General features: G+C 65.0%; 18 protein-coding genes and 2 pseudogenes. 7 read left to right on the top strand and 13 right to left on the bottom strand.

The window, feature by feature from the left end; translation table 11 throughout:
- Positions 1–4: 4 nt before the first annotated feature.
- From ACNJX8_RS27670 to ACNJX8_RS27705, 8 genes are all read right to left on the bottom strand, one after another.
- Entirely contained in the window at positions 5–1,987 is a 1,983-nt protein-coding gene (locus tag ACNJX8_RS27670; protein WP_439357420.1) for a heme lyase CcmF/NrfE family subunit, read from the bottom strand.
- Positions 1,984–2,493, bottom strand: a complete 510-nt coding sequence (gene ccmE, locus ACNJX8_RS27675; RefSeq protein WP_439357422.1) for a cytochrome c maturation protein CcmE — start codon at positions 2,491–2,493, stop codon at positions 1,984–1,986. The genes ACNJX8_RS27670 and ccmE overlap by 4 nt, the downstream gene beginning before the upstream one ends.
- Positions 2,494–2,530: 37 nt before the next feature.
- Positions 2,531–3,640, bottom strand: coding sequence for a c-type cytochrome biogenesis protein CcmI (ccmI, locus tag ACNJX8_RS27680; protein WP_439357423.1), 1,110 nt, complete (start codon positions 3,638–3,640; stop codon positions 2,531–2,533).
- A gap of 131 nt (positions 3,641–3,771) precedes the next feature.
- Positions 3,772–4,041: a hypothetical protein gene (locus tag ACNJX8_RS27685; protein ID WP_249760603.1), complete on the bottom strand. Its 270-nt coding sequence runs from the start codon at positions 4,039–4,041 to the stop codon at positions 3,772–3,774.
- A 99-nt stretch (positions 4,042–4,140) separates the two neighbouring features.
- Positions 4,141–5,541: a hypothetical protein gene (locus ACNJX8_RS27690; RefSeq protein WP_439357425.1), complete on the bottom strand. Its 1,401-nt coding sequence runs from the start codon at positions 5,539–5,541 to the stop codon at positions 4,141–4,143.
- A gap of 162 nt (positions 5,542–5,703) precedes the next feature.
- Positions 5,704–7,080, bottom strand: a complete 1,377-nt coding sequence (locus ACNJX8_RS27695) for an ATP-binding protein (RefSeq protein WP_439357427.1) — start codon at positions 7,078–7,080, stop codon at positions 5,704–5,706.
- A gap of 94 nt (positions 7,081–7,174) precedes the next feature.
- Entirely contained in the window at positions 7,175–7,849 is a 675-nt protein-coding gene (locus ACNJX8_RS27700) for a response regulator transcription factor (RefSeq protein ID WP_011085905.1), read from the bottom strand.
- A 242-nt stretch (positions 7,850–8,091) separates the two neighbouring features.
- Positions 8,092–8,247, bottom strand: a complete 156-nt coding sequence (locus ACNJX8_RS27705; RefSeq protein ID WP_164934544.1) for a hypothetical protein — start codon at positions 8,245–8,247, stop codon at positions 8,092–8,094.
- Between the two features lie 233 nt (positions 8,248–8,480).
- On the opposite strand from ACNJX8_RS27705, the gene ACNJX8_RS27710 reads away from it, so the two are divergent.
- From ACNJX8_RS27710 to ACNJX8_RS27730, 5 genes are all read left to right on the top strand, one after another.
- Positions 8,481–9,464 (top strand): Ku protein, encoded by a 984-nt coding sequence (locus tag ACNJX8_RS27710; protein WP_439357429.1) that lies wholly within the window; start codon positions 8,481–8,483, stop codon positions 9,462–9,464.
- Positions 9,465–9,523: 59 nt separating this feature from the next.
- Positions 9,524–9,760 carry a hypothetical protein gene (locus ACNJX8_RS27715; RefSeq protein WP_128934934.1) on the top strand — a complete coding sequence of 79 codons (237 nt, stop codon included), beginning with the start codon at positions 9,524–9,526 and terminating at the stop codon, positions 9,758–9,760.
- A gap of 107 nt (positions 9,761–9,867) precedes the next feature.
- The gene (locus ACNJX8_RS27720; protein ID WP_128946270.1) at positions 9,868–10,137 is read left to right on the top strand and encodes a hypothetical protein; all 270 of its coding nucleotides are present in this window, start codon (positions 9,868–9,870) and stop codon (positions 10,135–10,137) included.
- A gap of 207 nt (positions 10,138–10,344) precedes the next feature.
- Positions 10,345–10,509 carry a Flp family type IVb pilin gene (locus tag ACNJX8_RS27725; protein ID WP_091890949.1) on the top strand — a complete coding sequence of 55 codons (165 nt, stop codon included), beginning with the start codon at positions 10,345–10,347 and terminating at the stop codon, positions 10,507–10,509.
- 334 nt (positions 10,510–10,843) lie between these two features.
- A complete protein-coding gene (locus tag ACNJX8_RS27730; protein WP_439357430.1) occupies positions 10,844–11,263 on the top strand; it encodes a hypothetical protein in 420 nt (139 codons plus the stop codon).
- Positions 11,264–11,347: 84 nt separating this feature from the next.
- Here ACNJX8_RS27730 and ACNJX8_RS27735 read toward each other — a convergent pair whose 3' ends face one another.
- From ACNJX8_RS27735 to ACNJX8_RS27745, 3 genes and pseudogenes are all read right to left on the bottom strand, one after another.
- Complete coding sequence (locus tag ACNJX8_RS27735) at positions 11,348–13,858, bottom strand: cation-translocating P-type ATPase (RefSeq protein ID WP_439361989.1); 2,511 nt, start codon at positions 13,856–13,858, stop codon at positions 11,348–11,350.
- Positions 13,859–14,092: 234 nt separating this feature from the next.
- A complete protein-coding gene (locus ACNJX8_RS27740; protein WP_439362064.1) occupies positions 14,093–14,410 on the bottom strand; it encodes a hypothetical protein in 318 nt (105 codons plus the stop codon).
- A gap of 34 nt (positions 14,411–14,444) precedes the next feature.
- A pseudogene (locus tag ACNJX8_RS27745) lies at positions 14,445–14,564 on the bottom strand (2Fe-2S iron-sulfur cluster-binding protein); the annotation flags it as partial.
- Positions 14,565–14,949: 385 nt separating this feature from the next.
- Here ACNJX8_RS27745 and ACNJX8_RS27750 point away from each other — a divergent pair.
- Both ACNJX8_RS27750 and ACNJX8_RS27755 read left to right on the top strand, forming a co-directional pair.
- A pseudogene (locus ACNJX8_RS27750) lies at positions 14,950–16,590 on the top strand (thiamine pyrophosphate-requiring protein); the annotation flags it as partial.
- An 88-nt stretch (positions 16,591–16,678) separates the two neighbouring features.
- A complete protein-coding gene (locus tag ACNJX8_RS27755) occupies positions 16,679–19,177 on the top strand; it encodes a GAF domain-containing protein (protein WP_439357431.1) in 2,499 nt (832 codons plus the stop codon).
- Positions 19,178–19,180: 3 nt separating this feature from the next.
- On the opposite strand, the gene ACNJX8_RS27760 is transcribed toward ACNJX8_RS27755, so the two are convergent.
- Together ACNJX8_RS27760 and ACNJX8_RS27765 are read right to left on the bottom strand one after the other, a co-directional pair.
- The gene (locus ACNJX8_RS27760) at positions 19,181–20,758 is read right to left on the bottom strand and encodes an MDR family MFS transporter (RefSeq protein ID WP_439357432.1); all 1,578 of its coding nucleotides are present in this window, start codon (positions 20,756–20,758) and stop codon (positions 19,181–19,183) included.
- A gap of 156 nt (positions 20,759–20,914) precedes the next feature.
- Positions 20,915–21,430 carry a YcgN family cysteine cluster protein gene (locus tag ACNJX8_RS27765; RefSeq protein ID WP_128934941.1) on the bottom strand — a complete coding sequence of 172 codons (516 nt, stop codon included), beginning with the start codon at positions 21,428–21,430 and terminating at the stop codon, positions 20,915–20,917.
- Positions 21,431–21,593 lie beyond the last annotated feature (163 nt).

The raw sequence follows: 21,593 nt of genomic DNA on the forward strand, positions 1-21,593 counted from the left end.
CGGATCACTCCGCCGGCTGGAGGCGCTGCTTGGCCCGCGCCGGCTTCGGCGCACCGACCCGCAAACGGCGGTCGGACAGCGACAGCACGCCGCCGAATGCCATCAGCACCGGCCCCCACCAGATCAGCAGCACCAGCGGCTTGTGATAGATGCGCACCGCGATGGCGCCCTCGGCGGTGGCGTCACCGAGCGAGATGTAGAGCTGGCTCGCGCCGCGCGTCAGCAGCGCCGCCTCGGTGGTCGAGGAGCCGCGGGTGGTGAAGCTGCGCTTGGACGGCGTCATGACGCTGAGTGTCTCGCCGTCGCGGCTGACGTTGAACTCGGCGATCATCTCGCGGTAGTTCGGGCCCTGGCGCTGAAACAGCCCGTCGAGCTTCACGTCGTAGCCGGCGACGTGGGCGACGTCGCTTTGCTTCATCGTCGCGATATATTCGCTGTTCCAGGTGGTCTCGCAGACGATTCCGATCAGCGCGACGCCGAGGCCGGCATGCGCAAGCGCGGTGCCCCAGGCCGAGCGCGGCAGGCCGCGCGCCCGGTGCAGCACTGTTGCGAACGGCAGGCGAACCAGGCCCGTCCGCTCGACGATGTCGGTGACCGCGCCGGCGACGACGAAGATACCGAGCCCGATCGCGAGTGGCGCCAGCGCGCTGCCGCCCCGCGTCCAGGCCCAGGTGATGGCGACGACGACGAGGCTGGCAACGCCCGCCGCGAGCAGGCGCTGCGTCACGCCGAGCAGATCGCCGCGCTTCCACGCCAGCATCGGGCCGAACGGAACGGCGAGCAGCAACAGGGCAAACAGCGGAGCGAAGGTGAGATTGTAGAAGGGCGCGCCGACCGACATCTTGAAGTCAGCCAGCATCTCCATCGCCAGCGGATAGAGCGTGCCGAACAGCACGACTGCGCAGGCGACCGTGAGCAGCAGGTTGTTCAGCACCAAGGCGCCCTCGCGCGAGATCGGCGCGAACAGACCGCCCTGCTTCAACGAAGTGGCGCGGCCCGCGAACAGCGACAGGCTGCCGCCGATGAACAGGCAGAGGATCAGCAGGATGAACACGCCGCGGGTCGGATCGGTGGCGAAGGCGTGCACCGAGGTGATGACGCCCGAGCGCACCAGGAAGGTGCCGAGCAGCGACAGCGAGAAGGTCAGGATCGACAGCAGGATGGTCCAGACCTTCAGCGCGTTGCGCTTCTCCATCACCAGCGCCGAATGCAGCAGCGCGGTGCCGGCAAGCCACGGCATCAGCGAGGCGTTCTCGACGGGATCCCAGAACCACCAGCCGCCCCAGCCGAGCTCGTAATAGGCCCAGTACGAGCCCATGGCGATGCCGAGCGTCAGGAAGATCCAGGCGACCAACGTCCACGGCCGCACCCAACGCGCCCAGGCCGCGTCGATCCGCCCCTCCATCAGCGCCGCGATGGCGAAGGAGAACGAGATCGAGAAGCCGACATAGCCGAGATAGAGCATCGGCGGATGCACGGCGAGACCGATGTCCTGGAGCACCGGATTGAGATCGCGCCCCTCGATCGGCGGATTGGCGATGCGCAGGAACGGGTTCGATGTCACCAGGATGAAGAGATAGAAGGCGCTGGCGATCCAGGCCTGCACGGCGAGCACGTGCGCGCGCAGCGACAGCGGCAGATTGTTGCCGAAAGCCGCAACCAGCCCGCCGAACAGAGCGAGGATCGACACCCACAGCAGCATCGAGCCTTCATGGTTTCCCCACACGCCGGTGATCTTGTAGAGCAGCGGCTTCATCGAGTGGGAATTCTCGTAGACGTTGGCGACAGAGAAATCCGAGTTCACGTGCAGCATCACCAGCGCCGTGAACGAGGCGCCGACGAACAGCAGCTGCGCCAGCGCGGTGGAGCGCGCCACGTTCATCAATGCAACGTCGCGCAGGCGCGCGCCGATCAACGGCACGACGGACTGGATCAGTGCGAGCCCGAGCGCCAGCACCAGCGCGTAGTGTCCGGATTCTGCGATCACCGCACCGCTCCCTGCGGATTACCCTGCGCGGTCGTGGCCGCAGGTTTGCTGCCGCCCGAAGCTGTGCCGCCGTAATCGTCCTTCCAGTGCCCCTGCTTCTTCAGGGCATCGGCGACGTCCTTGGGCATGTAGGTTTCGTCGTGCTTGGCAAGCACGGTGTCGGCCTTGAACACGCCGTTTGCGTCGAGCGCGCCTTCGGCGACGACGCCCTGCCCTTCACGGAACAGGTCGGGCAGGATGCCCTTATAGGCGACCGGCAGCTTGGCGTTGCCGTCGGCGACCTCGAAGTTCACCGCGAGATTGTCGCCGCGCTGGAGCGAGCCGGGCTGCACCAGCCCGCCGAGGCGAAACCGCTTGCCGGGTTCGACGTGCTTCTCGGCAACCATGGTCGGGGTCGAGAAGAACACGATGGAATCGCGCAACGCGTTGAGCACCAGCGCGGCCGCGAGCGCGAGCACGGCGAGCGAGCCGCCGATGATGGTCATACGTCGCTGCTTGCGCGTCATGGCGTATCCGTTCTCCGCTCGTCCCGTCCCGACATCGTCATCCGCCGAGCCCGAGTGTCTTCAGGCCTTCGTTGAGCTGGCGCAGTCGCTCGGCATCGCTCGCAACCGCCTGTCGGGCATCGGCCGATGCCCCCACCGCCTTGCCACGGTCGCCCATCACGAGATAGGCGCGCACCAGGCGCAGCCACCCCTCGACGTCATCGCCGTTCTGCTTGAGCCGCGTAGCGAGGCGTTCGACCATGCCGCGCACCATCGCGTTGCGATCGCCCTCGGCCATGTCCTTGGACGCTGCGATCGTCTCATCCGACAGCGCCGGCATCGTGCCGCCGCCGACCCGCGCCAACGAAGATTGCACCAAAGGACGCCACGGCGCATCCGCCGGCGCCTTCGCAAGCAGCGCGCGCCAGATATTGGCGGCATCGTCCTTGCGGCCGTCCTGCTCGGCGGCGAGCCCCAGGAAGTAGTTCGCCTTGGGATCGTCGGCATTGAGCGCGTGCGCACGCTCGAATTCCACCTTGGCCTCGGCGGTCACGACGCCGCCGGCAGCGGCCGAGAGCGCCTCGCCGAGATCGGAGCGGCGCTCGGGGCTCTCGCCATTGTAGGTGAGCGAGTTGCGATAGGCGCGCACCGCATCGTCGAAGCGGCCGAGCCGCTCCAGCACCGGCGCGAGCACGTTCCAACCGCGACCGTCGGCCGGATTCTTTTCCAGATGTTGCTCGACCTGCACGACGAGGTTCTCGAGCGATTGCGCCATGCCGGACCCGGATCCGCGCTCGCGCTGCGCCAAGGGAAAGTCCTGAAGCTTGGGCGAACCGAGCGGCATGTAGACGCCGATCGCAACCAGCGGCAGACCGGCGAGCGCCAGCACGGCCGCGGCGCGGCGCCATTTCAGGCTCGATTTCGGCGCCGTTGCGGGTTCGCTGGCGGCCGCGGCGAGCAGCCGGCGGCTGATCTCGACGCGCGCAGCCTCGGCTTCAGGAGCGGCGATCAGTCCCATGCCGAGATCACGCTCTATCTCGGCCAGTTGGTCCTTGTAGACCGCGACCTCGCTGCCTTGATTTTGCGCGCGTCCGCTGCGGCCGAGCGGCAGAAGCACGGCGAAAATCGCCGCGACCGTCATCAGCGCGAACACGAACCATAGCGTCATCTGGCAAGCTTCCGGCGGCGCACGATCCGCGCCCACAGGTGGCTTTACACCACGGCCGGACGAGGCGGCAATTGACAATTGTCAATTCGGCGCGACCGCGCGCGGTCCCGAAACGGTGAAACTCCAACGGCTTAGCCGATCTCGAAGTCCGCACTTTGTGCGGCATCCTCGCCGTGCCCGTTGAAGGCCTTCAGGAAGTATGTTCCGGGCCGGATTGCAGCGGGCATTCTGATGCGCAACGCCCCCACCGGAACCGGCGAGGCGACCCTGGTGACTGTCTCCGGCACTTGCCGACCGCTTGCCTTCTCGACCAGCACCACCTTCGCGCCGACCATCAGTCGTTGATATTTGGCAGTGATGACGCGGTTCTCGATTTCGATGGAGCTGATAATGGGTTTCATGCGCCCACAAATAGAAATTCCCCGGACTTGCACGGGACCGTAGGGCTCGCTACCGGCAGCGTCAACCTCAAATTGTGATCACGAAAATATGCGCTTATATCAGCTGGCGCGCGACGATTTGCGCTCGCCCGTGAGCGCGTTTTCTGCCGCACGACTCATCAGCGAGGCGTAATCGTCGCCGAACAGCACCTGGCAGAAGCGGATCGCGGCCTGCACCTGCTGCTGTCGATAGGTGCGGACCTTGTGATCGGCGGCGCGCAGCGACTGCACCAGCTGTTCGGTCGAGCGTTCGACATATTGCTGGAGGTCGGAATAGGTGCGCAGCGTCACCTCGTTGATCGCAAGCTCGCTCGCATAGTTGCGGCAGGTCGCGACGAAATCGATCAGCGCCACGGATTCCTCGACCTCGGTGCTGTCGATTCGCGCCCCCGGCGGAATGTCCTTCTCGGCGCGCTGGCGCAGGATGCGGCGAACGCGGCCGGGAACGCTGTCGATCTCGGATTGCAGCGCATTGGAGATGTCGGCCCGGATCGAGACCAACTGCTTGCCCCAGGCGGAATCGTTGCGCAGGTCCAGCTCGGTGCGCAGGCCGCGCACGCCGTCATGCAGCGCCTTGAGATTGCCGGCGACATTGTCGAAATGGCCGCGCTTGATGTCCATGCGCAGGATCGCGGCAACGCAGGACAAATCGTGCAGGGCGATCGTGACGGCGACACCGTAGGGCGTTGCCGCGACGCGGATCTCGTCGTCCGATGCGGCAATCTTGATGGCAAGGCGGATGATCTGCCACGGCGCGGTCATCCGTTGCACCACCATCGACAGCGCGAAGGGCAGCATCTGCGGGGTCTGGAGAACGGGAATGTTGAGCGCTGACGTCACCGAGGCGATCTGGGAATCGCCGAAGGCGCGCAGGAAGCGCGGCAGCTTCTCGTTCAGGGCCGCGACGGCTTCCCGGACCTGGAGCACCGCACCGATCGAATAGAGATCATCGATCACGTTGGGCGGGCCGACACGGGCCAGCGCGCGCGACTTGTCGCCGCCGCCGGGCCCCGTCAGCGCGAAGATCGCGTCCGCAGCCACCGCCTGGAGCTTTGAGGCCAGCGCCTCGACCTGGCCGGCACTGTCTGCCGGCATGCGGGCCAGCGCCGCCTCGAATTCATTCACTTTGTCCGGGGCGCCGTCACGGCCGAGCCATTGCCAGATCGGGTGCAGCGAGGAGCGGCGGATTTGTCCGACCCGGATCGGAGCGCCCGCTTCGACCAGGAACGGTTCCAACACTTGGAACAGCAGGCGCGACAGATCGTCCGTACGCGGCGGCGGGGCCTCGTCGGCTTCGCTCTTGCGGACGATCTTGCGCAACTGCTCGAGCACGAGGGTCGCGACAGCCGTGTCCTGGCCACGCTCCAGCGCGCGCTCGAACTCCCGCATCAGCAGCGCCTGCGACTGCGGCGGGAGCTGCGCGAGATATTCCCTCAGCCGCTCGATCGATGTCTGGCTCATGCGCCCGGGTCATGCACGGTAAAATGGCGGACATGGGATGCGTCCGGGCGCGATCTTAAGAGGTCCCCACTTAAGAAGCCGTTTAGGAAGTCGCCTCGAATGCCTCCGGTTTTCTCCTGCAGGGGCATCGAACGCAACGAAAAATCCAGGAAGAACAATGGACTATAGCCCGGGAAGGACCAGTTCGGCCCGCAGGCCCCCGATCGGCGCCCCGCCGAGCGAGAGGCTGCCGCCATAAAGCGCGGCGAGATCGGTCACGATCGACAGCCCCAGCCCCGAGCCGGGCTTGGATTCGTCGAGCCGCTGGCCGCGCCGGGAGACCTTGGCGCGCTCGGTCTCCGACAGGCCGCGGCCGTCGTCATCGACGATGATCCGCAGGCGCGGGCCGGCGCCGGTCTGGTGTGGCGTCTCGACCAGAACCTCGATGAAGACGCGCGAGGCCGCCCATTTGCAGGCATTGTCGACGAGATTGCCGACCATCTCCTCCAGATCCTGCCGCTCGCCCCGGAACTTCACAGACGGATCGGCCTTGGCCTCGACCACGATGCCACGGTCGCGATGGATCTTCTCCATGGTCCGCCGCAGCGCCTCGATGGCGGGCGCCACCTCCGTCACGGTCGCGACCACCGAGACCCGCGCCGCAATGCGGGCGCGCTCCAGATGATGGGCGACCTGGTCGCGCATCACGTCCGCCTGCTCCATCACCTTGGACGCGAACGGATCGGCCGCGTGGGCGCCGGCCTCGTTAACGATGACCGAGAGCGGCGTCTTGATCGCATGGGCGAGATTGCCGACATGGGTGCGCGCCCGCTCGACGATCTCGCGATTGGCGTCAATCAGCGCATTGGTCTCGCGCGCCAAAGGCGCGATCTCGACGGGAAATTCGCCCTCGAGCCGCTCCGCCCGCCCGGAGCGGATGTCGGCGATGGATTCCGAGATGCGCTTGAGCGGCGCCAGGCCAAAGCGGACCTGGAACACGGTGGTCAGCAGCAGCACGATGCCGAGCGCCGTAAACGTGCCGCCGAGATAGTAGTCGAAGCTCCGCGTCTCGTCGAAAATCTCGGTGTCGTCGCCGGCGACGCTGACGAGAAACTTGCCGTCGGCACCGAGATCGACCGGCCGCTCCACCATGCGCAGGTTCTGCCCTTCCGGACCATCGACATAAGCGAGCCGGATGCCGGCGGCGGTGAGCTCGGCCCCCTGCTCTTCCAGCTTCGGCAGTTTCTTGTCCCAGAGCGAGCGCGACGAGCGCACCTCCGGCTTCTCGGTGTCGGTCCGCGTGATCTGCCAGTACCAGCCCGACAGCGGCAGCTCGAACAAGGGCTCGCCGAGCGACTGGAACTGGCGGTCGGGCGGCTCGTCGGGGGTCGCAACCTCGGCGATCAGCGTGCGGAGATAGAGATTGAGACGACGGTCGAAGGCGCGCTCGGTGGCGTTCTTGTAGACCGACGACAACACCACGCCGGTGATGGCCAGGATCACCACGAGCCAGGCGGTCGCCGACAGGAACAGGCGATTGGCGAGTGAGCTAGCAGCCATCGGCAGGGTCCCGGCGGGCGCAGGATATCAGGGCGTTGGACGTCATGACCGGACCAAGGGCCCTGTTCGGCCTCCCGTCAAGCCCGAGACGGACTCAAGCGCCGGGTGCGGGCGGCGGGGTCAGGAGATAGCCGAGGCCACGGACGGTCTGGATGATGTCGACGTCGAGCTTCTTGCGGATGCGGCCGACGAAGACCTCGATGGTGTTGGAGTCGCGGTCAAAATCCTGGTCGTAGAGATGCTCGACCAGCTCGGTGCGGGAGACCACGCGCCCGGAATGGTGCATCAGATAGGCCAGAAGCCGATATTCGTGCGAGGTCATCTTCACGGGATTGCCTGACACGCTGACCCGGCCGGTCCTGGTATCGAGCGTGACCGGGCCGCAGCTGAGTTCGCTCTGGGCATGACCGGTCGAGCGGCGCAGCAGCGCGCGGATGCGCGCCAGCACCTCCTCCAGGTGGAACGGCTTTGCGACATAGTCGTCGGCGCCGGCGTCGAACCCCTGCACCTTGTCGCTCCAGCGGTCGCGCGCGGTGAGGATCAGGACCGGCATGGTGCGGCCGTTGCGGCGCCAGGCCTCCAGCACCGAGATGCCGTCCTTCTTCGGCAGGCCGATGTCGAGCACCACGGCGTCATACGGCTCGTTGTCGCCGAGATAGTGCCCCTCCTCCCCGTCGAAAGCGCGGTCGACGACATAACCAGCGTCGGTCAGCGCCTTGGTGAGCTGGCGATTGAGATCGGGGTCGTCCTCAACAACGAGCAGGCGCACGCTTCTCTCCAAAGATTGGCTGCAAGAACAGGCTGCATGACCACGGCCAGAGATGAGCAATTCCGGCGTGAACTGAATATGAACGCGGGGAACCGGCACGTTACTTTTTGGTCATATACGACCTCCCACGCGCCGACGCGACTGCGCCCGCCAGGCAACCGGACGAGCCGACGGCATGGCGGGCGCAATGTGCCGCGTCACGCGGCGAATAGGAAGGGTCCGAGGCGTTCGGACCCGGCCGATCAGGTCCGGAAGAACACGAACCAGATGACGGCGAGGATCAGGATCGCAAGGCCGGTCGAGATGGCAAGCAGCGCCGCCACCGACGGCCCGGGCTCGCCCTGACGGGCCTCGGTCGGAGTTTCCACGATCTGATGCCGCTCTCGCGTGGTTGCCATGATGCCCTCAATCTTTGGATGTCGCTTCAGATAGCCACGACCTCCTCGCAGCCGATATCCGGAGCCAACGCGTGATTGGATATGATGTTCCGGCCTTTGCCCGCGGATCGGCAGCAACCTCAGGCCCAGCGGCCGGTTAACGCAGTTGCAAGATTGAGCAACCCGTCTTGCTATGATTCGTTGTTCCCCGATGGTATCCTTGTCATCTGTCCCCGTTGCGTTTGGAGTAGCCCATGGCCCCCCGCGCCAATTGGAAGGGTTTTCTGCGTCTGTCGCTCGTGACCTGTCCGGTCGCGCTCTATCCGGCCACTTCGGATACCGAGAAGGTCTCCTTCAACCAGATCAACCGCAAGACCGGCCACAGGATCAAGTACCTCAAGGTCGACGCCGAGACCGGTGACGAGGTCACGTCCGAGGACATCGTCAAGGGCTACAAGGTCGACACCGACACCTATATCGAGGTCACCAAGGACGAACTCGACGACATCGCGCTGGACTCCACGCACACGATCGAGATCGACGAGTTCGTGCCGAAGGCCGATATCGACAACCGCTATCTGATCCGTCCCTATTACCTCGTGCCCGACGGCAAGGTCGGCCACGACGCCTATGCGGTGATCCGCGAAACCATCCGCAGCATGGACAAGGTCGCAATCGGCCGCGTGGTGCTGACCAACCGCGAGCACATCATCGCGCTGGAGCCGCTCGAGAGCGGGTTGATGGGCACACTGCTGCGCTATCCCTACGAAGTGCGGAGCGAAACCGAGTATTTCGACGACATCCAGGACGTGAAGCTGACTAAGGACATGCTCGACCTCGCAAAACACATCGTCGAGAAGAAGTCCGGCGCGTTCGAGCCCGGGCTGTTCGAGGATCATTACGAAACCGCGCTGATCGATCTCATCAACAAGAAGCGCAGCGGCATGCCGATCACCGCCAAGGCGGCGCCGAAGACCGGCGGCAATGTCATCAACCTGATGGATGCGCTGAAGAAGAGTCTCGCGAGCGAGAAGGAGGCGGTGCCCGCGGCAAAGGTCGTCAAGGAGCCCGTCAAGGGCAAGAAGCCGAAGAAGCGCGTCGAGGGCCAACGCGAAATGCTGCTGCCGATCGCCGGCAAGGGCGGCAAGGACACCGCGGCGAAGACTGCGCCCAAGGAGGCTTCGAAGAAGGCCGACAAGCCGGTGCGCGCGCCGGCGCGGGCGAAGAAGGCCAGCTAGACGCATCGCACCTAACAATCGCACCGTGATGTCCCCCCTCGCCGGTCGGCCGGACTGACATGCCCTGGTCGGCGGAGTTCGACGATCCGGTTCGCGTGAGCAACAAACGCAAGCTGCTCACGCTTCAAGAGGCGGCGGACTACGTCATGCGGCTGCCTGAGGATGCCCAGCACGAGGCGCACTGGCAGACCGCGATCGAGACCTTGATCAATGCGGCCGAGACCGGCGGGGGCTGGATGATGTTCGCCCGCATCGCCATGTTGCGGGCGCTGAATGCGGACGGACGGCGCGAATGAGGGCGATAGTCGGCCCCTTCAGCAGCATGCTTGCCGGGCCGTTGACGAATAGGCTCAATAATCCGTTAAGCGCGACCGTCGTTTACCGATACGGCGGAGCTCTGCGCATGAACCAGGGTATTCCTACGGGAGACAAAATTAAGCACCGGTTGTCCTTGCGCACAGCATGGTGCCAGCCCCGATCGAGCCAAGGTACGCGTGCCGTGCAGCAGCAGGACGTCAGAAAGAGCTACATCAGCATCGTGAACGACGCACGCGAGAGCGAGCGGACCGCGGGGACGGGGGCGCGCTCGCAGCGGGGCGCGGTAAAGGACTTCGTTGGCCGCCTCACCGCCATGTTGAAACGCCGCCTTCCCGGCGCCGCGATCACGTCCTAGCGGACGCTGCGGCTGTCGCAGAGAGCGCGCCGATTTGGATCCATTTGGATGGGATGAGGGAACCTTAATTTAATGAATGTCACCGTATGAAACAGAGGCGCGTTCGCCCGGATTTAATTCTTTTGGCGCGCAGAAAATCTATTCGATCGATTTACGAGTTCGAAAACGACGCGGCCATACATTGGTTCGGATGAAGAGGAGTTGGCAATGAGTTTGCTTAGGTCTTTCCTTGCCGATGAGACTGGCGCCACCGCCATCGAATACGGCCTGATCGCCGCCGGCATTGCACTGGCCATCGTAACCGTAGTGAACAACACGGGCAGCCAGCTCCTCAACAACAAGTTCAACTCGATCAGTTCGTCGCTGAAGTAACGGCCGCCCTGGCCTGAGGCGACGTCCCTATGCGTTGACTTCAGCATGGCTCGCGGCGGCCTTGCCGGAGCATGCCACCTCCCCAATTCCGTCATTGTGGGCCACCGGGTCCGCGCAAAGCGCGGTCCGATGACAGGCTCCGCGAAGCAATCCAGAATCCCTCGGCGGGAAAGACTCTGGATTGCTTCGCTGCGCTCGCAATGACAGAGTGTGGAGCGACGCCGCGGTTCCATTGACTCGAATGTCTGCTTACGGGATTCTCGTTCTGCAACCGCGGCTTGGCTCGACGAGCCATGCTGTCTAACGATGAACCAGAGCTGCTTGAAGGATGCAGATGAGAAGCGTGACGCTGTTGGCGCTCAGCCTCATGTTTGTCGGCGTCTGGTCGGGCGACGGCGCGAGAGGACAGACCTCGGCCGCGCCGCCGGTTTCGCTTGCCCCGCCCAATGCATTGCCGCCACGCGGGAGCGCCACAAATTCAAGAATTCCGCCGGCGACATCCGGCAGAGAGGCTTCGCCACCTGTGGTCGGCGGGCTTCCACAGGTGCCGAATCCGGCCGCCGACTACGATGGCTTCAGCGTCGGCACTGACGACAATGACACCCCAAGTCGGGTGACGCCGCCCGTGAGGTCACGCGCAGCAAAGGGCTCCAGGTCCAATCCGGATACGAACGGCCTCGCCGGACAATCGTCGATCGATCAGGAAGACGAGGCGTTGCAACGAAAGCTGACGATTTGCAAGAACTGCAAATAGCAGGTTTGTCAGCCGCTGGTGAAACCGACCTGCGGCATGCGGCTGGCAAGCTCGTGGCCCGAATGGAGCTCAGCGAAATCCGGGCTACGGGACTGAGACAGGCCAGCGATGACGCAACGGGTATTTCGATAGCTCCAGCAACACCAGGGACACAAGCGCTGCCACCACCGTAACGGCGAGATCGTCGGAATGCAGCGGGCCAAAGCGGAATAGGTCGGCGGCGGCCGGCCACGCAAGGCTTAGGGAGAGCACGGTGGTCACGAACACGACAATGATGACCAGTGTCCGGTTCGGCCGGGTAAAGGCTTCGATAAGCGACGTCGAGAACGAGCGGTTGACGAAGATCAGGCTCACGATCACCAACACCAGCGAGAAGAACGTCAGGGCACGCACCTCGTTCGCCGGCATGCCGTAGGCATTCGCCGTCACCATCACGCCCCCGGTCAGGGCCAACGCGAGCGCACCCTGCAGCGCCGACCAGACCAGCAGGGACCTTGGCAGCAGCGGCTCGTCCGGCGAGCGCGGCGGCCTCTGCATCACGTCGCGCTCTTCGGTCTCTGCCTCGAATACCAGGGAGCAGACGGGATCGATGATCATTTCGAGGAATGCGATGTGGACTGGCCCGAACAGGAGCGGCAGTCCGGTCACCAACGGCAGCAGCGCAAGTCCGGCAATCGGAACGTGGACCGCAAGGATGAAGCTCATCGCCTTGCGAAGATTGTCATAGATCCGGCGGCCGAGGCGGATCGCCTTCACGATGGAGCCGAAATCGTCGTCAAGCAGAACGATCGAGGACGCCTCGCGCGCCACGTCGGTGCCGCGCCCGCCCATGGCGACGCCAATATGGGCAGCCTTCAGCGAGGGCGCGTCGTTAACGCCGTCGCCGGTCATGGCAACGATTTCGCCGGCGCCCTTGAGCGCATTGACGATGCGCAGTTTCTGGGCCGGCGCAATTCGCGCGAAGACGGCTTGTCCCCGCGCCGCCTGGGCAAGTTCGGCATCGGCCATGCCTTCGGCGTCCGCCCCCGTCAGGATGCGTTCGGGATCGAGGCCCGCTCGCGTCGCGATCGCAGATGCGGTCGCGGGATAATCGCCAGTGATCATGACCACACGGATGCCAGCGGACCGGCATTCGGCGACGGCGCCCTTCACCTCAGGCCGCAGCGGATCGGCAAAGCCGGTCAGGCCGCAGAAGCCAAGGGAAAAGCCGCGTTGCGTCTCGGGAAGATCAGTCTCCGCGCAAGTCGCCCGCGCCACGCCGAGCACGCGAAGCCCTTCCCGCGCGAGGGCGTCCACACGTGCCCGCAATTCAGCCAGCTCTTCCGCGCTCATCCCGCAAAGCATGCCGATCGTCTCGGGCGCGCCCTTTGCCGCGACGACGCATTCACCGTCGCCTCCGCGCCACACGTTCGACATGGCGAGCAGGTCGGGACGCAAGCCGTAGCTTTGCACAAGTCGTCGGCCGGTGCCGGTCCCCGGCCCGAGCGAATGCAGCGCCTTCTCCATGGGATCGAACGGCTGCGGGACGCAGGCCAGGACGCCAGTCTCAATCAATGAATCGAACGTATGCTCCGCGCGCGCCGCGATGTCAGGCGTGTATTGTGAACCATCGGGCAGCACCAGACGAGCAACAGTCATGCGGTTTTCGGTCAGCGTGCCCGTCTTGTCCGTGCAGAGCACGGTTGCCGCTCCGAGCGATTCGATGGCCGAGGCCCGCCGCGTCAGCACGCGAGCCTGCGAGATGCGCCAAGCGCCCATGGCGAGAAACACCGTCAGAACGACCGGAAACTCCTCGGGAAGCATCGACATGCCGAGCGCAATGCCGGCAAGCACGCCCTCGAGCCAGCCGCCGCGATAGAGTCCATACAGGAGCACGGTCAACGCGATCACGAAGGCGCTGGCGATCGCAAACATTGCCACCAGGCGCGTCGTTTGCTGTTTCAGGCGGGGCGCCTCCGTCGACAGTGAATGCAGCGATTGTCCGATCTTGCCGATCTCGCTTCGGACTCCGGTCGACGTGACTTCAGCCACGCCGCTTCCGCACACCACCAGCGTCCCGGAGAACACGAATGGATGGTCATCGCCACCAGCATGCGGCGCCACCGGCTGATCGAGCGCGCAATGCGCCAGCTTGCGGACCGGGACGGATTCCCCCGTCAGCAGCGATTCATCCAGCAGGAGATCGTCGCATCGAACGATCGTAGCATCCGCCGCCACGCGGTCTCCCTCGGAGAGCATGATCAGGTCACCGCGAACGACCTCGCGGCCTGGAATGCGGATGTGTTCGCCGCCGCGGATCACGAGTGCGCGGGGGCTGGTCAGATCGCGCAACGACTCGAGCACGCGCTCGGTGCGTGCCTCCTGCACGATGGTGATGACAATCGAGATCGATGCAAACACGAGGAGCAACAGCGCTTCGCCGAGATCGCCCAGGACGAAGTAGATCAGCCCGCCCGCCAGCAGCAACAGCAGCATGGGCTCGCGCAGCACCTCAAGGATGAGTTGCACGATCGTTCGCCGCTCCGTGCGAGGCAGCTCATTGAAGCCTTCGGCCTTCAGCCGTGCCTGCGCTTCGGGCGCGGTCAGCCCCTGCATCGCCGGCCATCGGTGTGAGAAGGGCACGGCGGCTTATCATTGTGTTTCCCGTTGACAACGGGGCTGTCAGGATAGCTCGCGAGGCTCAAGTCCATGGGTCCCTAGGAGCAATTGAACGATGAGGGCCGTCAACTCGCCCCTCAACGCCATCATGGCATGCCGCAACCGGCTGCCGGCTTGACCTGGGTCAAGCGTCTGCGCTCACACGGGGCCTTGCTGGGGCTGGCGAACGCGTCAGTTCGGACAGGGTTGTCCGGCGGCGCCCCACACGGCCATGTCCTTGACGTGATCTTCGAAAATGCCCGGCGGCGTCGCGCGGCCGGCTCCAGGGGCCCAGCCCCGCGGAATGAAGCCGCTCAGCGACGCATCGTGCCGCAAGTGCTCGACGAGACCGGCAGCGTCACGACCGCCATTCCGCTTGGGATCCTTCATCTGCGCGCAAATCTCGGCGCCGCTCTTGCCGAACCAGATGAAATCGACCGGAGCGAGCTGCCAGTCGATGCCGGCGCGCGGCGGCGATGGTGCCGGCTCGTTCGCCTGGGTGGAGGTCATGTGACAGGTCGAGCACGGGACCGCTTCCGCGCCGACAGGATCGGACCGCCATTCCGTCGATCTGGACGGTGCAGGCGCCACATTGCGCGACGCCGCAGCCATATTTGGGACTGGTGATGCCGAGCTCGTCGCGCAGCACCCAGAGCAGAGGCATCTCGGGAACGACGTCGTGTCCCTTCGCAACGTTGGAACTAAGCGTGCCTACGAAGCTTCAACACTGTCAAACCGAATCCCCACCGCATCTGCGCTTACTTTCAAATTCGCACGATAACCGCAGCGAGTTTGCATTTGGGGGCAGCCTGCATGCGTTGAGCTGCCTCTTTCGACAGCAGCGCATCGCGTGAGTACGCCTTCTCGTCGCGCGGCAGCTTGATCGATTTGGCGACGACACTGCGAACCGCAGAGTTGCGATGACGGTCCGTACACCTCCTGCATGGCTGACCTACCTGCAGGCGCGATCAACTGCGCTTTACGCCTCTCCAATTTCCTGATCCTCTCTCCTCCAATCAGCCGGACCAACCGGCCGGCCCAGGGAGAGAGACGCCATGAAGCTCGGCACCGCCATCGCAGAAATCATGCGGCGTGAGGGGATCGAGATCCTCTGCGGTTATCCAGTCAACCATCTGATCGAGCATGCGGCGAAAGCCGAGATCCGACCCGTGATGGTGCGGCAGGAGCGTGTCGGCATCCACATGGCGGATGCGATCTCGCGGGTGACGTCGGGCCGCAGCATCGGCGCGTTCTGCATGCAGCATGGGCCGGGCGCGGAGAACGCGATGGGCGGCGTTGCGCAGTGCTTTGGCGAATCCGTTCCCGTGCTAGTGCTGCCGATGGGCTATCAGCGCCGGCTTGCGCATATCGAGCCGAACTTCAATTCCAGCGAGGCGATGAAGCCGTTCGCGAAATCCTCCGAGCCAATCATTCTCGCCGCCGAAGTCGCCAATATCTTTCGCCGCGCCTTCACCAAGCTGAAGAACGGCCGCGGCGGGCCTGTCATCGTCGAGATCCCCTCCGATATGTGGAACGAGGAGGTGCCGGAGCCGCTGAACTACACGCCGGTGCTGCGCACCCGCTACGGCGCCGACCCTGTTCACGTAAAGGAAGCAGCCGACCTGCTCGTGAACGCAAAACGGCCGGTGATCTATGCCGGCCAAGGCGTGCATTACGCGCAGGCGTGGCCGCAACTGAAGCGGCTCGCCGAACGGCTGGCGATTCCCGTCACGACCAGCCTCGGCGGCAAATCATCGTTTCCGGAAACGCATCCGCTCTCGCTCGGCTCGGGCGGGCTCGCGGTGCCGCGCGCGGTGCCGAAGTTTCTGGCCGAGGCCGACGTCATCTTCGGCATCGGCTGCTCCTTCACCGAGACCAATTTCGGCATCGCGATGCCGAAGGGCAAGACCATCATCCACTCCACGCTCGACCCGAACCATCTCAACAAGGATGTGGAAGCCAAGATCGGCCTCGTCGGCGATGCCGGTCTTGTGCTCGATGCACTGCTGGAGGAAATCGGCAAGTCGGTGACATCCGATCGCGACGCCTCGGCGGTCGCGGCCGAGATTGCGGCCTCGCACAAAGAGTGGCTGGCAAAATGGATGCCGAAACTCACCAGCAATGGCGCGCCGCTCAACCCCTATCGCGTGCTGTGGGATCTTCAGCACACCGTCGACATCCACAACACCATCATCACGCATGATGCCGGCAGCCCGCGCGACCAGCTCTCGCCGTTCTGGAAATCGGTCGAGCCCCTCAGCTATCTCGGCTGGGGCAAGACCACGCAGCTCGGCTATGGCCTTGGGCTCACGATGGGCGCCAAGCTCGCAAAGCCCGACAAGCTCTGCATCAATGTCTGGGGCGATGCGGCCATTGGTTTTACCGGCATGGATTTCGAGACCGCGGTGCGCGAGCGCATCCCGATCATGTCGATCCTGCTCAACAATTTCTCGATGGCGATCGAATTGAAGGTGATGCCGGTCTCGACCGAGAAATATCGCTCGACCGACATCTCCGGCGACTACGCCGCGATGGCGCGCGCCTTCGGCGGCTATGGCGAGCGGGTGACGAGGCCGGAGGAGATCGTGCCCGCGATCAAGCGCGGCATCCAGAAGACGCAGGAAGGCGTGCCGGTGCTGCTGGAGTTCATCACCAGCAAGGAGACCGAGGTGTCGCGGCCCGGCACGTGAACGGGGCCGCAGGCGCTGGCTCCGGCCGCACAAGATGTGATAATCCGGCCCAGTGCCGCGCAAACCGCGGCATCAAGCCGGATTAGGAATGACCGCCCCTTCCAACGAAATCGAGGAACTCGAGCGCCGATTGCAGTCGGCTGCAGCCGAGAATGCACGGCTGCGCGGCGAGCTTGCGGTTGCACGTGATCGCCAGAGCGCCAGCGCCGAGATCCTGCGCACCATCGCGGCCTCGCCCTCCGATGCTCGGCCGGTCTTCGCGGCGATCGCGTCCAGCTCGAAGCGCCTGCTCGGCGGCTTCTCCGCCACCGTACTTCAGTTCATCGGTGACGAGCTGCACCTCGTGGCGTTCACGCCGACCAGCCCGGAGGCGGACGAAGGACTCAAGGCGTCGTTCCCGCGCAAGATCGCGGACTTCCCGACTTTTGCGCTCGTGCGCGACGGCGAGACGATCCAGTTTCCCGACAGCGAGGCCGCCGACGTCCCAGAGCTGAACCGGGAGCTGGCGCGGCTGCGCGGCTTCCGCAGCGTGCTGTTCATGCCGCTGATGAACCGGGGCGCGCCGGTCGGCATGATCAGCGTCACGCGCGCCGAGCCCGGCGCGTTCGCGCCCGATCTCGTGCAGTTGCTCCAGACCTTTGCCGACCAGGCCGTGATCGCGATCGAGAATGCGAACCTGTTCAACGAGACGCGCGAGGCGCTGGAGCGCCAGACCGCAACCGCCGACATCCTCAAGGTGATGGCCGCTTCGCCCTCGGACGTGCAGCCGGTGTTCGCGGCCATCGCTGCCAACGCCAATCGCCTGATCGGCGGCTTCTCCACGGCGGTGCTGCGCTATGTCGACGGCGGCGCGCATCTTGCGGCATTCACGCCGACTGATCCCGCGGGCGATCGCGTGCTCCAGGCCTCGTTTCCAGTGCCGTTTGCACAATTCCCGCCTTACCAACTCGTGGCCAATGGTGCCGCGGCGCAACTGCCCGACACCGAGCTCGAGCCGGCCGCGCGCGACATCGCGCGCGCCCGGGGCTATCGCAGCATGCTGTTCACGCCGCTGATGAGCGAGGGCGAAGCCATCGGCATCATCATCGCCACACGCCGCGCGACCGGCTGCTTCGCCGAGCATCACGTGCGGCTGCTGCAGACCTTCGCCGACCAAGCAGTGATCGCGATCAAGAATGTCAGCCTGTTCAACGCCACCAGGGAAGCGCTGGAACGCCAGACCGCGACCGCCGACATTCTCAAGGTGATCGCGGCTTCGCCTGCCGACGTCACGCCGGTGTTCCAGGCCATCTCCGACAGCGCCAAGGCGCTGATCGGCGGGCACTCCTCCACCGTCACCCGCGTCATCGACCGCATGCTGCATCTGGCGGCCTTCACCACCGACAACGAGGCCGGCAATGCGGACCTGCTCAGCTCGTTCCCGACGCCGCTGTCGGCGTCAGGCATTCACAGCCGGGTGGCAAGGAGCGGCCAATATGCGTTCCGCAGCGACATGCAGAGCGAACCTGATCTCACCGAGGCCATGAAGGAGCTGGCGCGGACGCGAGGCTATCGCAGCATCCTCGTGGTGCCGATGCTGCGCGACGGCGTTGCGATCGGCACCATCGCCGTCACGCGGCCGGAGCCCGGTCATTTCCCCGACAAGGCGATCAACCTGCTCAAGACCTTTGCCGACCAGGCCGTGATCGCGGTCGAGAACACGCGCCTGTTCAACGAGGTGCAGGACCGCACGCAGGACCTCGCCAAATCGCTCGATGATCTGCGCGCCGCGCAGGACCGGCTGATCCAGACCGAGAAGCTTGCCTCGCTCGGCCAGCTCACCGCCGGCATCGCGCATGAGATCAAGAACCCGCTCAACTTCGTGAACAATTTTGCCTCGCTCTCCGCCGAGCTGACCGACGAGCTGAACGAGGTGCTTGCGCCGGCTAAGCTCGCAGACGAGATCCGCGCAGAGGTCGACGAGCTGACGGGGCTTCTGAAGGACAATCTGCAGAAGGTCGTGCAGCACGGACGCCGCGCCGATTCCATTGTCAAGAACATGCTGCTGCATTCGCGCGAAGGCGGCGGCGAGCATGGGCTGAGCGACATCAACGCGCTGGTGGAAGAGAGCCTCAACCTCGCCTATCACGGCGCACGCGCCGAGAAGGCAGGGTTCGACGTAACGCTGAAACGCGAGCTCGATCCCGCGGTCGGGCAAGCCGAAGTGTTTCCGCAGGAGATCACACGAGTGTTATTGAACCTGATCTCGAACGGCTTCCACGCGGTCACCAAGCGCAAGGCGGAGGGCGCCGCCGACTACGAGCCGATGGTGATCGCCGCGACGCGCGACCGCGGCGACAGCATCGAGATCCGCATCCGCGACAACGGCACCGGCATTCCCGACGAGGTCAGGGAGAAGATGTTCAATCCGTTCTTCACCACCAAGCCGGCCGGCGAAGGCACGGGCCTCGGGCTATCGATGAGCCACGATATCGTGGTGAAGCAGCACGGCGGCACGATCGACGTCGCGACGGAGCCCGGCGCGTTCACGGAGTTCACGATCCGGCTGCCACGGAAGAGCAGTTTTGCGGATGCAGGCGGCGGCTAAGCCCTACTCCGCCATCTCGACGGGTTGCTTCGCCGAGGGACCGGCCAGCGCCCGCTCCTCCATCGCAATGAGGCAGAGCGCAGCTCCGGTCATCAGCGCCGTGGCGGCGCCGAAGACGTAGCGGAACGCATGCCGCATGTCGTCGGCGGGAATCGTGCTGACGGCGGCGTGATGCTCGCCGAGCGGGATATCGGCACCGAGCGCGATCAGCAGGATGGCCGCGAACGCCGCGACCGTGAAGGACGACATCAGCGAGCGGAAGAAGTTCAACGCACCGGTGATGGTGCCGATCTGCGGCCGCGCGACCGAATTCTGCACCGAGACCACGCAGACCGGAAAGGTGGTGCCGAGGCCGAGCGCAAACGCGGCCATCAGCGTCAGCAGGCCCCATAGCGGCAGCGTCGTCAACGTGAGCCCGAGGCCGCACAGCGCGGCCCAGGAGGTGCCGATGATGGCGACGCGCTTGTAGTGCTTGGCCCGCGCCATCGTACGCCCGGCGATGGCCGCACCGCAGGTCGACACCGCCGCGAGCGGAATCAGCGCAAGGCCCGCCTCGCTGGCACTGAGGTGATAGACGGATTCGTAATAAAGCGGGAGCTGGACCGTGAGGCCCGTGATCGCGCCGAGCGCACAGCCGCCGGCCATCAGCCCAAATGGTACGACACTTCCGCCGAGCAGCGGCAGCGGCAGGAACGGCTCGTCCGCCCGCCGCGCGTGCCAGACGAAGCTGACGACGAGTGCGACCGCGCCGCCGACCATCGCGAGCACTGTCGGCGACAGCCAGGGATAGCGCGTGCCGCCCCAGGTCAGCACCAGCATGAAGACGACGGCGGAGGCCATCAGCAACACGCCGCCGAGCCAGTCGACCTTGCGCTTGCGGTGGAACACCGGGATCTTCTTCATCCTCGGCAGCAGCAGCGCGATCGCGGCGGCCGCGAGCGGCAGGTTGATCCAGAAGATCATCGACCAGTGCAGATGCTCGGCGAACACGCCGCCAATGACCGGGCCGAGGATGCCGCCGACCATCCAGACGCTGGAGAAATAGGCCTGGTACTGGCCGCGCTCGCGTGGGCTCACAACGTCCGAGATCACGGTCTGCACCACCGGCATGATGCCGCCGCCGCCGAGGCCCTGAAGGCCGCGCGCCAGAATCAGCATCGGCATGTTCGGCGCGATCGCGCACAGCACCGAGCCCGCGACGAACAGGCTGAGCGAGGTGATGATCATGGCCTTGCGGCCGTAGATGTCGCTGAGCGTGCCGAACACCGGCGCGACCGCAGTCGAGGCGAGCAGATAGGCCGTGATCACCCAGGACAAGCTGGAGACGTCCTGGAACTGGCGTCCGATGGTCGGCAGCGCGGTCGCAACGATGGTCTGGTCGAGCGCTGCCAGGAACATCGTCAGCATCAGGCTGATGACGATGGTGCGGACCTCGTCCTGCGACAGCGGCACCGGCGGAGCGATGGACGGCGCATCATCGACGCTGATGACCTCGCTCGGAAGGCGGGACAGCTCTTCGGCAATGTCGTCAGGCAACGGCTGGATGTCGGCAGAACTGCTCTGCCGGTCGAACTTGTTCATCTCGATCGGACGTCGTGGGGCGGCACAACGCCGCGAAGGATTCGTTCTATGCAGTCCAATGTAGACAGCAAAATCCTTCCCGGGCAGACACCGCGGCGCATGGGTGCATCCCACCGCAGGGTCATCCCGAACACGTGATCCGAGGCGCGCGGCGGATCAGTCCTTCGGACGTCGCTTCAGACGGGCCCGTTTCGGCAGCACGGCCGGCCATTGCACGATGTGATCCTCGAGATCCTCGTCGGGGATCTCCTCCTCGCTGCCCTCGACCCGGCCGCGCACGGAGACGCCGGCCTCATGCACGGTATTGGGATCGCCCGACACCAGCGGGTGCCACCAATAGAGGTCGCGGCCTTCGGCGACGAGCTTGTAGCCGCAGCTCGGCGGCAGCCAGTTCAGGGTGCGGACATTGGCCGGGGTCAGGCGGACGCAGTCCGGAACCTTGTCGGAACGATTCGGGTAGTCCTTGCAGGCGCAACTCGCCCCATCCAGCAGCTTGCAGCCGATATGGGTGAAATAGATCTGCCCGGTGTCCTCGTCCTCGAGCTTGTTCAGGCAGCAGCGGCCGCAGCCGTCGCACAGGCTCTCCCATTCGGCCGCCGACAGCTGTTCCAACGTCTTGGTTTTCCAGAAGAATCCTTCCTGGCCTGAAGGTCGTTTGGGAGCTGCGGTCATGCGCCTCAACAAAGGTTCGAAAGAGCTACGGCGAAGTCATCTAGAGCGAGCGGCCGTGACGGTGCAAGCAACGCCCTCGGAAGGCCCGTAATGTCCCGGGGTCAATTAGGCCTGTTGTTCAAAATCGCGAGCGTGGCCATTGGTTTATGGGCCCTGCTCGGCT

The organism is Bradyrhizobium sp. SPXBL-04 (assembly GCF_051853035.1).
Taxonomy (GTDB): domain Bacteria; phylum Pseudomonadota; class Alphaproteobacteria; order Rhizobiales; family Xanthobacteraceae; genus Bradyrhizobium; species Bradyrhizobium zhanjiangense.